The organism is Cupriavidus sp. WS (assembly GCF_000395345.1).
GTDB classification, from domain to species: domain Bacteria; phylum Pseudomonadota; class Gammaproteobacteria; order Burkholderiales; family Burkholderiaceae; genus Cupriavidus; species Cupriavidus basilensis_B.
The window spans coordinates 1-11,702 of sequence record NZ_AQPL01000534.1; the positions used below are offsets into that span (position 1 = coordinate 1).

At 66.1% G+C, this 11,702-nt stretch carries 14 protein-coding genes and 1 pseudogene; 6 read left to right on the forward strand and 9 right to left on the reverse strand.

All coding sequences use genetic code 11. The features are described 5' to 3' along the window. The 5 genes and pseudogenes from K206_RS41190 to K206_RS0133795 all read right to left on the reverse strand — a co-directional run. A pseudogene (locus tag K206_RS41190) lies at positions 1-157 on the reverse strand (integrating conjugative element protein); the annotation flags it as partial. Beyond that, positions 154-744, reverse strand: a complete 591-nt coding sequence (locus K206_RS0133780; protein ID WP_029044393.1) for a transglycosylase SLT domain-containing protein — start codon at positions 742-744, stop codon at positions 154-156. The pseudogene K206_RS41190 and the gene K206_RS0133780, both read right to left, overlap by 4 nt. After that, positions 726-1,448 carry a TIGR03759 family integrating conjugative element protein gene (locus K206_RS0133785; RefSeq protein ID WP_020206710.1) on the reverse strand — a complete coding sequence of 241 codons (723 nt, stop codon included), beginning with the start codon at positions 1,446-1,448 and terminating at the stop codon, positions 726-728. Before K206_RS0133785 ends, K206_RS0133780 begins: the two co-directional genes overlap by 19 nt. 14 nt (positions 1,449-1,462) lie before the next feature. Next, positions 1,463-2,107 (reverse strand): hypothetical protein, encoded by a 645-nt coding sequence (locus K206_RS0133790; RefSeq protein WP_029044394.1) that lies wholly within the window; start codon positions 2,105-2,107, stop codon positions 1,463-1,465. Then, positions 2,104-2,682 (reverse strand): PilL N-terminal domain-containing protein, encoded by a 579-nt coding sequence (locus K206_RS0133795; RefSeq protein ID WP_029044395.1) that lies wholly within the window; start codon positions 2,680-2,682, stop codon positions 2,104-2,106. The genes K206_RS0133790 and K206_RS0133795 overlap by 4 nt, the downstream gene beginning before the upstream one ends. Before the next feature lie 179 nt (positions 2,683-2,861). Here K206_RS0133795 and K206_RS43365 point away from each other — a divergent pair, with 179 nt between their 5' ends. The 6 genes from K206_RS43365 to K206_RS0133825 all read left to right on the forward strand — a co-directional run bounded on the left by K206_RS43365 (position 2,862) and on the right by K206_RS0133825 (position 6,742). Continuing rightward, positions 2,862-2,999 (forward strand): hypothetical protein, encoded by a 138-nt coding sequence (locus tag K206_RS43365; protein ID WP_155888385.1) that lies wholly within the window; start codon positions 2,862-2,864, stop codon positions 2,997-2,999. A gap of 37 nt (positions 3,000-3,036) precedes the next feature. Next, positions 3,037-3,366, forward strand: a complete 330-nt coding sequence (locus K206_RS0133805; RefSeq protein ID WP_139047971.1) for a hypothetical protein — start codon at positions 3,037-3,039, stop codon at positions 3,364-3,366. A 2-nt stretch (positions 3,367-3,368) separates the two neighbouring features. Next, entirely contained in the window at positions 3,369-4,190 is an 822-nt protein-coding gene (locus K206_RS0133810; RefSeq protein ID WP_029044396.1) for a TlpA disulfide reductase family protein, read from the forward strand. Between the two features lie 290 nt (positions 4,191-4,480). Next, positions 4,481-5,038: an OsmC family protein gene (locus K206_RS0133815; RefSeq protein ID WP_020206716.1), complete on the forward strand. Its 558-nt coding sequence runs from the start codon at positions 4,481-4,483 to the stop codon at positions 5,036-5,038. A gap of 96 nt (positions 5,039-5,134) precedes the next feature. Beyond that, entirely contained in the window at positions 5,135-5,818 is a 684-nt protein-coding gene (locus tag K206_RS0133820; RefSeq protein ID WP_020206717.1) for a DsbA family oxidoreductase, read from the forward strand. A 39-nt stretch (positions 5,819-5,857) separates the two neighbouring features. Beyond that, positions 5,858-6,742 (forward strand): DMT family transporter, encoded by an 885-nt coding sequence (locus K206_RS0133825; protein WP_199861596.1) that lies wholly within the window; start codon positions 5,858-5,860, stop codon positions 6,740-6,742. A 13-nt stretch (positions 6,743-6,755) separates the two neighbouring features. On the opposite strand, the gene K206_RS0133830 is transcribed toward K206_RS0133825, so the two are convergent. The 4 genes from K206_RS0133830 to K206_RS40090 form a co-directional block, all read right to left on the reverse strand. Next, the gene (locus K206_RS0133830) at positions 6,756-7,661 is read right to left on the reverse strand and encodes a DMT family transporter (protein WP_020424017.1); all 906 of its coding nucleotides are present in this window, start codon (positions 7,659-7,661) and stop codon (positions 6,756-6,758) included. 83 nt (positions 7,662-7,744) lie between these two features. Next, positions 7,745-8,323, reverse strand: a complete 579-nt coding sequence (locus K206_RS0133835; protein ID WP_020206720.1) for a TetR/AcrR family transcriptional regulator — start codon at positions 8,321-8,323, stop codon at positions 7,745-7,747. 253 nt (positions 8,324-8,576) lie between these two features. Continuing rightward, positions 8,577-10,796 (reverse strand): c-type cytochrome, encoded by a 2,220-nt coding sequence (locus K206_RS0133840; RefSeq protein WP_079388664.1) that lies wholly within the window; start codon positions 10,794-10,796, stop codon positions 8,577-8,579. Between the two features lie 306 nt (positions 10,797-11,102). Then, entirely contained in the window at positions 11,103-11,531 is a 429-nt protein-coding gene (locus tag K206_RS40090; RefSeq protein WP_020206722.1) for a hypothetical protein, read from the reverse strand. Positions 11,532-11,702: the final 171 nt, after the last annotated feature.

Consider the following 11,702-nt stretch of genomic DNA (forward strand, 5'->3'; position numbering starts at 1 on the left):
GCTGGAGGCTCAGGGCTTCGTAGTACGGCAGCGCCGACGTGCCGCCACGGTCTTCGACCGCGATCAGCGGCTCGCCGGCACGCGAGGCCAGCGGCAGGCCTGCCAGCAGTACGAGAAGGCTCGTCAACGTGATGTTGGTCCGATGGGTTGTCGTCATGGGGAGGTCTCCTGGCGCGCGGCGAGTACCGCGGCGGTTGAGCGCGGGCCCTGCACACGCGCGAGGTGGCGCGACACGCTGCGCCGATAGCGGGCGGCGGGCTCGCCGCCTGCGGGGCGGTGGTAGCGGCCGATCGCCAGCAGCCATTCCTCGCCGGGGGTGTGTTGCTCCTTCAGGATCTCGGCGGCAACGGCCAGGTTGCGATACGGGTCCAGCAAGTCGCACGCGCCGGTAAAGCGGTGCTTGTGGTAGCCGAGGTTGATCTGGCCCAGGCCCGCGTCAATGCGCGTGTGCGGCGTGGCGCGCATCGCCTGCTGCAGGCCAGCGCAGGCGTCGGCGCGCGTGGCGAAGCGGCGCGACTGGCCGGCGACGTTGAGGGACCACGGCCACGGCACCAGGCGCCCGTTGCGCCGGATGCCGCTCTCCTGCAAGGCCACGGCGTAGAGCACGGTCGAGGGGATGCCTGCGCGCTGGGCGGCAAGCTGGTATGCCGGTGGCGGAACCTCCTGGGCCAGGGCGGCACCGGCATACAGGCCGGCAGCGAGCACCAGTGCGCGCAGGGGCATGGCTACGGCTGGCGCTGCCATTGGCCGTTCACTTCGCGCACGGCGGCGGGCAGATCGCCGGGCAGGCCCAGCGACAGCCAGCGGCCGCCGTCGTGGTTCAGCGTGATGCTGCCGGCGCGCACGCGCGCCGGGTCAATCTGCGCGCGCTTGGCCCAGTCGCGGATGCGCGCGTCATCCTGGCGGCTGCCGACCATGTACACATCGAACGCGGTGCCTGAGGATTGCAGGCGCTGCACGAGCTGCCCGCAAGCCGCGCAACCGTCCTTGACGAACACGGCCATGCGCCCGCTGCCGCCCGTGGCGACGGCGCTTGGCTTGTCGTCGGGCAGGTTCACGCGCTGCATGCCAGGGTTCAGGCGCTGCCAGGCCTCGTCGTAGGCGCGCTGGTAGGCGAGCAGCTTCTCGACGCGGCGCGCCTCGACCTGCACCTGCAGCTCCGCGTAGCGCCGCCGTTCTTCGTCGGTGCGCGCCTCGATGCCCAGGGCGGACAGCGGGTCCAGGTTGGGCGACTGGATGCCCAGTCGCCCGTCCATCAGCTCGCGGTAGCGCGCCCATTCCTGCGGTTGCAGACCCCATTCGCTGGCCGCCCGATCGTCCAGGGAGCGGGCGACCGTTGGCCGCTCCTGGCTCTGCGCGTTGCGGGCGGGCACCGTAGCGGGCTGCTGCGCCGAGGCGGGCAAATGCGTCGCCAGCAGGAGCGCGGAAACGATGATCGATGGCTTCATGGTGCCGGCTCCTGTCAGGGAATTGCCACGCGGCGGGTCTGGTCGCCGGCCTGAAACACCGCGGTGTTGCCTTCGACCGCCTGCAAGCGCCATGGGCCGACCGAATCGCCCGGCAGCAGCACCTGAAGCTGGTCGGGCGCGAAGTCCCCGTCATTCGGTGCGACGGACACGCTGCGCTGACCGGCCCGCAGTTCAGCGCCAGCGACGTGGAACGGCAGCGGCGGTGGTTCGGGCCTGGCCGCAGTGGGTTGGTTCTGTGGACGCGGCCGGGCCGATGCAGCGGTTCGCGTCGCCGTCTGGCGCGCCTTGATCTGCTCGACGTCCGCGCGCAGCGCCTGGAGGTCGTCTGCCGCAGCATGGCCGCTCAGCCCCTGCTCGACCTGGGCGATGCGCGCCTCCAGGGCATGGCGGGTGTCCTGCAGGCCTGCGGCGGTGGCGGCCGCGGGCCGCTGCTGCAGGTCCTGAGTGGTCTCGGCCAGTCCGGTCGTCTGCGCTTCAAGGCGTTGCAGGCGGGCATCGAGTCTCTCCTGCTCCGCCGGGTTGCTCATCGTCTGGTGGCCCAGGACCACCAGCACGCTGAGGCAGATCAGCCATAGCCACACCAGGCTCTGCATCACCACTGCGGCAGTTGGACGCCGGGGAGATTGCGGCGTGTTCATGGCTGGCCTCCTGAAACCGAAGGCGCCAGCGGGACCGTCTGCACCGTTTCCGCAGTGGGCGACTCGGAAATCGGCTCGCCGCCTGCGTCGCGGCCAGGCCGCTCGAAGCAGACCTGCCGCGCCCGGTCATCCGCGTGCAGCTCCCAGGCCGGGCCGGCCAGGGTGAGCAGCGCATCGCGTAAGGTCATGGGGCCTAGATGCAGATGTGCCGCCGGCAGCGGCAACGCGTACAGCTCGATCACGGCATGGATGGTCTGGCAAAGGCCGTAGCCGCTGCGCTTGAGCACATGCCGCAGCCCGTCGCCCACCGTGGCGCGGGCGTCCTCGGGCATGGCGACATCGATGGTCTGCAGCAGCAGGTCGCGCTGCGCCGCCATCGGCGCCAGTTCTACGAGGGTGTAGCGGCCATAACGCGCGACGGGCACGAACTCGGGCATTGCCGGCCTGGGCGCGTGCGAAACCTCTTCGACGGCTTCGGGCGCTTGCGGCACCGGAGTAGTCGCGCAGCCGCTGGCCAGCACTGCGGCCAGGAGACCGGCGCCGGCCAGGTGCCGGGATACAGGAATTGCGGGCATGGCATCGGCTCTTCTGTGGTGATGCCGATACCTTGGCGGCGCGCGGTTGCGCGGTCAGCCAGGAATGCGAACTGGGGGTTGCCCGTTTTTTAGGGAGGTGGGCCGGATGCCGTCCGCGTATCGTCCAGGTAGTACAGGAAGTGCAGCCGTTGTTGCGATCGCAGATTTGCGGCGAAACCATGCCCCGACACCTCTCGGAGGTTCTGAACGGATGCGAAGGCATGGGCACGCTGAATGTGCGTGGCACAGACCTGCGCCCCGAGCTGCCCCACACGAGCCCCGAGGTGCTGCGCAAGGCGCTGTACCGCCAGCCGTAGCCGACCCTCAGCATGTCGGTGACCAAACTGGCCCGGGATGCTGATTCCAACCGATGAAGCGAAACTAAAATCCCGCAGGATCGGGCGTCACAACCGGCATGCAGCGAACTTCTCCCCTAGCATGGCCGCCAGGTTCAGGCTAGACGAAGCTCAGATGTGCATGCTGTTGGTTGAGGATAACGAACGAAGTGGCGCGGGGATCGTTGTCAGGTCGCAAGGGCACGGTGTGCTCGATATCGGCCTGCGCGATCGCGACGGCATGGGACTGTTGTACGGCGGCAGGCTGCTGCTGGCATCCCGGCAGGGAGGAGGCCTGATCGCAGAGGTCCCTATGCCGGTCGGCGAATCACCCTTCACCGGAGCATGACCATGGGGACGGCGCTGTACGTTGGCCCGATCGCGCTTCCGTGGTCCTTGCTGATGGCGGTGGCGGCCGCGGCGCTCGGCATGGTCGTTGGTGTGTCCTGGGGCCGACGCCAAGGTGTTGAGGTGGCGGCATTGGCCTGGCGGGTGTTGTTGGTCACGATCGTGGTCTCCCGGCTGGCCTTCGTTTACTCGTACCGCGATGCCTACCTGCAGGCGCCGCTGGATATCCTCGACATCCGCGACGGTGGGTGGAACGGCCAGATCGGTGTGATTGCGGGCTGGTTCTACGCCACGACGCTGGATCGCGACAGGCATTCGCAGTCGCGCAAGCCGCTGCTGGCCGGCCTGGGCGTTGCTACCGTCGCATGGGTGATCGGCTCCGTGAGCCTTCAGTGGAACATGCACAGCGACATCCGCATCCCCGCGGGGGCGGCACTTACCCTGGAGGGCACGAGCGTCGAACTGCAATCCTTCGCGGGAAAGCCAATGGTCGTCAACCTATGGGCCACCTGGTGCCCGCCATGCCGGCGCGAGATGCCGTTGCTGCAACAGGCACAGGCGGACTACCCGCACGCATACTTCGTCTTTTTGAACCAGGGCGAGGCCGCCGAGAGGGTGCAGAGCTTTCTCGTCGGGATGAAGCTTACGCTGCACCATGTGCTGCTCGACCCGAAGGGCCAGGCTACCGCCAGTGTCGGCGGGCAGGCGGCATTGCCCACGACGCTCTTCTTCGACGCTCAGGGTCGCCTGATCTCGCGGTACATCGGCGAGCTTTCCCACGAAACCCTGGCGCAAGGCCTGGCTGGAATCGGGATTGAGCGCTGAAACGCTTGCTGTGCCTGCGTGCGCGTGCGCTCGGGCGGATTTCTCCGCCGGATCGCGGCGTGAGCTGGAAGCATGAGGTCAGCCAGGAATGCGAACTGGGGGTTGCCGACGAGGTGATCGGAACTGGAGCTGCGGTGCGTGCGGCAATGCGCGAGCGCCCCCGATATCCACCATCTGAAAGGGCCTGGATAAAACGCCGCTGTGCAAAACTACCTGCTAGATGGTAGATTACGGGGCGGTATCCGTTTTCGCAGGGCTTCCGGCCTCAATTTCCCACCCAAGGAGATCCCATGACCACCTCTCTCAACGGCATCGACGTCGACGGCTTCCGGCAGTTCGCCGAAGGCATCCGCCAGAACCCCGACAACGCAATTGCCAGGTTCGAGGTCAACACGCGCTGGGACGGCCAGACCCGTTCCGCCACGACCGTCAAGTCCTACGACCTGTGCGGTAAGACCCATGCGCGCGACTTCACCATCACGGCCGACGAACCCGCCGAACTGCTGGGCACCAATACCTCGCCCAACCCGCAGGAGCTGCTCATGGCGGCCCTCAATGCGTGCATGACCGTGGGCTACGTCGCCAATGCCGCCGCCAAGGGTGTGACGGTGCGGTCGCTGGAGATCCAGACGGTCGGCGAACTGGATCTACGTGGCTTCCTGGGGCTGGATGCGAACGTCAACCCCGGCTACGACGAGGTCAAGTACATCGTGCGCATCGACGCCGATGGCACGCCCGAGCAGATGGAGGAGATCCACCGCGCCGTCATCGATACCTCGCCGAACTTCTCGAACTTCGCCAAGGCCGTGCGCATGGTGCCCGAGCTAGTCCTCGTGGAGAAACCATAAGGTCCATGGCGATCACATCGCTTGCGACGGGACTGCGAGGTTGAACCCGCCAGTCCTTTCGCTCGTGCCTGACAGTCCTCAACGAAAGAGTGCTCAATGAAAATCGTCAAAGTGGACATCTGGTCCGACTTCGTTTGCCCCTGGTGCTGGATCGCCAAGCGCCGCTTCGACCAGGCCGTGGAGCAACTGGCCGGGCAGATCCAGGTGGAAGTGAGCAGCCGCGCATACCGGATCGCGCGGGGCATGGCACCCATGGACTTCGCCTCGGCGCTCAGGATGAAGTTCGGCAGCGAAAGCGGAGCACGCCAGATGATGGCGGCGGTCACCGCCCACGGCGCCAGGGAGGGCCTGGCCTACAACTTCGGCACCATGCGCTTCGGCGATACCGCGGACGCCCACGCGCTGGTCAAGAGCCTGCCCACACAGGCGTCGCGCCAACGTCTGATCGAAGCTCTCTCCAAAGCCAGCATCACCGATGGCAAAGACATCTTCAACCGCGACGAGCTGCGGGCCATCGCGGCGCAAGCCGGTCTGTCCGACGCGGAATGGGCCGACCTGGACTTCGAGCGCGTGCGCGAGGTCGAGCACGACGAGATGCAGGCCAATGCCATCGCCAATGGCGTGCCGCTGTTTGTCTTCAACGACAAACTGTACCTGTCAGGCGCGCAACCGACCGAAACGTTCGTGGCGGCGCTGACGCAGGCGGGCGCCTCATCCCCCGAGCCGGTGGCCGCGGCGGCGGACGGCGCCGCTTGCGGTCCCGATGCCTGCCAGATCTGAAGACAAGAGGCGTTTGAAGCCAGTATGGGCGATCCCCACATGCCCCAGGAAACTGGGCAACCGGCCGGCCAGGGCCCACTCGCGGTCGCGCTGGCGGTCTGCGCCATGCTGGCGTTCGCCGCCAACTCCCTGCTGGCCAGGCTGGCGTTTCAGACCACCATCATCGACCCGGCCACGTTCACCTTTGTGCGGCTGGCCTGCGGCGCCGGCGTGTTGTGGTTGCTGGTCCTGGCAGGTCCGCATGGCCGGCGTCCGGGGTTCAAGGCGTCCTGGGCGTCCGCGGTGCTGCTGTTCGTGTATGCCGCAGCCTTCTCGTTCGCCTATCGCGGCATCGACACCGGGGCGGGCGCCCTGGTGCTGTTCGCCTGCGCACAACTGACCATGATCCTCTACGGCGTGGCGCGGGGCGAGCGCACGAACGTGCTGGGGCTGCTGCTGGCCACCGGCGGCCTGATCGCCTTTCTTGCGCCCGGCGCATCGGCTCCGCCGCTGCTGCCCGCGCTGCTGATGGCGCTCGCCGGTATCGCCTGGGGTGGGTTCTCCCTTCTGGGGCGCGGCAGCAACGCACCCGTGGGAAGCACCGCCAGCAGCTTCATCTGGGCCGTGCCGCTGGCGGGTGTCCTGCTGTTCGCCTCGCCAGGCGGCCTCCGGGCGGATGGGGCTGGACTAGGCTACGCCGCGCTCTCCGGCGCATTGGCTTCTGCGCTGGGCTACGCCATCTGGTACTGGGTGCGCGTACGTATGACGGCGATCGCCGCCGGCTCGCTGCAACTGTCCGTGCCCGTGCTCAGCGCCTTGCTGGGCATGCTGGTCCTGGGCGAACATCTCGCTCTGCGCAGCTGGCTGGCCGGTGCCGTGGTGCTGCTCGGCGTCGTGATCACCACCCGATCGAGTTCGCTTCGCCAGGCGCAGCCGCAGCGCTGAAGGCGCGGCGCGATCAGGGCCGTCTCAGCACCAGCGCCACGCCACTGAGCGTCAGCAGCATCGAGATGACTTCCCTGGCGCCGATGGGCTCGCCCAGCATGACGGCGGCGGACAGGACCCCCAGCAAGGGCACCAGCAGCATGCCGGTTGCCGCCACCGATGCCGGCAGGCGCTGCAGCGCCGCGAACCAGGTCAGATAGCAGATCGCCATGGGGATGAGGGCCATGTAGATCAGGCTGGCGAACTGCCAAGGGTTCAAAGCATCCAGCCGGGGATGCTCGAACACGATACCGAATACCAGCATGGGCAGGCAGCCCAGCCCCACCTGCCACGCCGTCGAGACGAGGGGCTGCAAGGGAAGCGGCGCGCCGTTGAGGATCGTGCCCAGGGCGAACAGCACTGCGGCAGCCAGCGCGAAGCCGATGCCCAGCGCCTGCCCGCCAGTGACGGAGAAACCCTGGGCACCCAGCAACACCATGACACCGGCCAGACCCAGCAGCAGAGCGGCAAAGCCGCTCGCCGTGGGGCGCACACCCCGCAAGGGCCAGACCAGCAAAGTGACCCAGATCGGCATCGTGTAGACCAGCAGCACGCCTTCGGCCACGTTCACCCAGTTCAACGCCAGCGTCGAGAAGCCCATCCAGGCAAAGACGTTGGTGAAGGCGGCCAGCGCCAGGCGCGGCATCACCTTGCGCGGCGGCATCAGGCGATGGCCCTGCATGGCGGCCAGCACCGCCAGCCCGATCGCGGCGGCCACCCCCGCAAGGCCGCGAGAGAACATCGGCGGCCAGGCTTGCAGGAGGAGCTTCATGGCGGGCCAATTGACGGCCCAGCCGACAGCGGTGACCAGCAGATAGGCCGTCCCCTGGAGTCGCCGCCTCGCCGCAGCGGTGGGGTCGTGGGTGCCAGGCATCGTCATCCGGCGCTCATTCGGCGGGCTGTGGGCGTTCGATCGCGCATGCGCGAACGGCCCGCCTGGGGAGGCCGGCAGAGAAGGTCAAATCAAGAAACATCGTGCTTGCGCTGCGCAGCAGCCTGTGACCGGACCACCCCGGCAATCCGGTACAGGACATCGCTGGCAAGCGATGGCGGGTTCTCGTTCAAGGCCCAATCGATGAAGCTGACGCCTTCCAGCAAGCCCAGGACCTGGCGGGCACGGGCCGCGGTGTCTGCGTCCTGTGGCAACTGCCCGGCCGCCTTGCCTTCGTCGAGCACTTTTTGCAGCCACTGGAGCTGGAGGCGGAAGAATTGCCGGGTCAACGTCTGAAGGCGCTCGGGCAACACGGTCATTTCGGCGGCCAGCGCGCCGCACAAGGGCAACTGGCGACGCCCCATGCTCTGCGTGAACCATTGCGAAAAAGCGGCCAGGCGGTCATCGACGGTGGGGCACTCGTGCTCGATGCCCTCAAGGCCCCGTGCGACGCGCTCCACATAGGCCTCCACCACAGCCACCCCCAGGTCTTCCTTGGCGGGGAAGTGGTGGTGGATGCTGGCCTTGCGGATGCCGACTGCCTCCGCCAAGTCGGCGTAGCTGAAGCCGGCATAGCCCCGGGTGCACAAAAGAGACTCGGCTGTTTGCATCAGGGATGCCCGAGTACTCGAAGGCATGGTTTGGTTCATGGCCGGTGACGCACTCCACTCGCAGTTGCTCTCTACTAGAAGGTAGATTACCACGAGCCGACGCCCAACCGGGCCGAGACGCCCTCTGGACTGCGACCTTGGCAGCCTTCCATGGGCGGGCGGCCGAGGGCCGAGGGGGTCTGATCACGACCGTGATGTCCCCGGCGCGGGGACGCCACGCCGGCGATCAATCGGCGAGCATCGAACGATTCGGTCAATAGCGGGCATCCGCGGGCTTCTTGTCCTGGGGCCAGTCCTTGACCTTGGCCGGGAAGTCCGGGCGTGGCATATGGCTGAAGTATTCGGCCACGTCGACCGCCTCCTGATCGCTCAGCCCGCCTTGGCCCAAGGGGAAGTGCGTGCCGAAAGCAATGGGCATGTTGCGTTTGACGAAGGCGGCCGCCGTGTAGGTGCGGGCCATACCGGCGCCGATATTGAAGGACTCGTCGCCCCACAGCGGCGGATACACCATCTCCCCCTTGGCGTTCTTGACGCCTTCGCCGTTGTCTCCGTGGCACAGTGCACACTGGGCCGCATAGATCCGCTTGCCGTTCTCGGTGTTGGGAATGAGCCGCTGGTCGATCTTGCCCACGCCGCGCCCTTCCACCTTGTCTTCGGGCTTGGTCTCGCGTTTCATCCAGTCGAAGTAGGCGACCATGGCTTTCATCTCGTCGCTGGTGATGGGCAACGGCTTGCCGTTCATCGAGCGCAGGAAGCAGCCGTTGATGCGGTCCTCCAGGGTGATGACACGGCCCGCGCGCGGAGCGTAGCTGGGGAAGAAGGCAGAGACACCGACATAGGGAGAACCATCGGCCACGGTACCTGCGTTCAGGTGACAACTGGCGCAGTTGAGCTTGTTGCCCACGTTGTTGGGCAGCATGCGCGCCGTGTCGATGTTCAAGCGCGCGCCCAGCACCAGTTGCTCGCCGTTCTTTTCCTTGAGCATCTCAGCCAGGCGCGGGGTCTCGAAGGGACGATGGCTGTCGGCCTTGGCATCGAGTTGCCTGCGGGCGCTGGTCACGTCACTGACCTTGATGTCGCGCGCATCGACGCGGCCCCAGGCGCGGCGCGTGAAGTTCAGGATCTCGGCGATTTCCTGATCGCTCAGTTGCGCGAATGAGGGCATTGTCAAAGGTCGAGCATGGCTTTGCGTGACGGGAGCCCGCCAGCCGGTGAGCATGATATGGATCAGCGTGGACGGGTCCTGCGACTGCAGGGTGTTGTTGCCCGCCAGAGACGGGAACGCGTTGGGCACACCGTCACCATTGGAGCGATGGCAGTCGGCACAGAACTGCAGGTAGCCCAGCCCGCCGCGCGAGGTGAAGATGTCGATGGGCATGTCACCGGGCTTGGCCGCCCCCCCGCTTTGGCGCGGGGTGATGACTGGCCCGGGGCCTTGGACGACCTGCATGGGCAGGTCATCCTTGCCGGGCGGCAGCGATTTCAGATAGGTGCCGATGGCCAGCAGGTCGGCATCGGTCATGTACTGCGTGGAGTGCTGCACCACGTCGACCATGTTGCCCGAGACGGTGCCGTGCCGATTGCGCCCGGTCTTTAGCATCTCGGCGGTTTCCTCCGGCGTCCAGAGGTTGCGCAGGCTCAGTGCGCGCCAGCCTTCCACGGTTTCTCCAGCCAGGAACAGATGGTCATTGCCGCCCTCGCTGGTCATGGTCTTTTCCTGGAAGGCGATGCCGCGCGGCGTATGACAGGCGCCGCAATGGCCCAAGCCCTGAACCAGATAGGCGCCGCGGTTCCACACCTGCCCCTTGTCTTCCAGGGGCTTGAAGGGTTCATCGTCCAGGAACATCCAGTTCCACAGCGACAGGCCCCAGCGCTGGTTGAACGGGAAACCCATGTCGGAAGGCCGGTTGGCCTGCTCGATGGGTTTGACGCCTTGCATCAGGTAGGCATAGAGCGCCTTCATGTCCTCCGCCGTCATCTTGGCGTAGGACGGATACGGCATGGCGGGGTACAGGTTGTGGCCGTCGGCCGCCACACCCTTGCGCATGGCGCGCTCGAACTGCTCGAAGCTGTAGCCGCCGATGCCCGTGGTCTTGTCCGGTGTGATGTTGGTGGAGTAGAGCTTGCCGAACGGCGTCTCCAGCGCGAGGCCGCCTGCCATGGGCTTGGACTTGTCCCCGGTGTGGCAGGCTACGCAGTCGCCCAGACGCGCGACATAGCGGCCGAGATCGACCTGCTCGCGCTGCTGCGGCGTGAGGTCGGCTGCATAGTCGGCGGGCAGATCGTCGATGATCTGGGGAATCTGTGCATGCGCCGTGGCAGGCGTGTCCTGCGCCAAAGCAGCCAGCCATACCAGGGAGACGCATGCCGCAAACGTGACCGCAAGCTGCGAACGGCGGGCTAGAAGCGCTCGAAACAGTCGCTGCGTGGCGCGGGAGGGGGGCTCGGGCTTAGGATGAAGGATCGTAGGCATTGTGAAAATCCATTGACGTTCGCACAGTAGATTATCCGCCTTGTTGGGATTTGTCTAATTGATTGAAATCAATCACTAAGCATTTGATTTATATGAAAAAAATATTCCCACTGGATTATATTGTTCTACGATTAAGTGAAAATTAAGAAGTCCGACTTTGCTTGCGAACGGGACTGTCCAAACAGTCCCGTTCGCAATGCAAAGCCCCGAAGAGATTCCCAGTCAGGACCATCAATAGAGTTGTACGCGCCACATCATTCCCGAGTCCGCTTCAGACCAGCATCGATCCGCCAACTGAGCATGCGCCTAGCAGCGCACGAGCTGGCCGTTCCCGCTGAGCGGCCGGTCCGCCATCGCCGCCGAGTACTCGTCGGTGTCGCTGGTGTCGTAGCAGACGACCTTGATCTCGCCGGTGTCGCAGCGGATGGAGTGGATCTGGCCGTCGGTCATATCGACCACGACGGCTTGCGGGACAAGACCCAGTTCGCGGGCGGCCGACAGGATGGGGCCATATTCGGCAGCGTCGAAGCAGACGAACGGCCCTTCGTACCGGGCTTCTTCGGCCAGATCCTTGGCTTTGTAGTAGTGGGCACCCTGGTCGTATTCCTCCTGGGTGGTCCTGACCTTGAAGACCGGCATGTCGGGGGTGCCGGAGGCATCGACGCAGGCGACAGCGACTTGCATCTCGATCTCGCCGCCGTCGGCGGGTTCGATCGGAGGGGTGTTGGTGTTCATGGAAATCTCCTTGAAATGAAAATGCGTAGCCATACCCGCGAAGAACGCGGGCATGGCTACGAGGTAGGAACAACAGAAAGCCGGCGGCGCTAGGCCGGCGTTGGCGTGGGGATCAGGCGGCGACCAGTTGCCGGGCCAGGGCGACCTCGACGGAATCACCGTCCTGGTTGA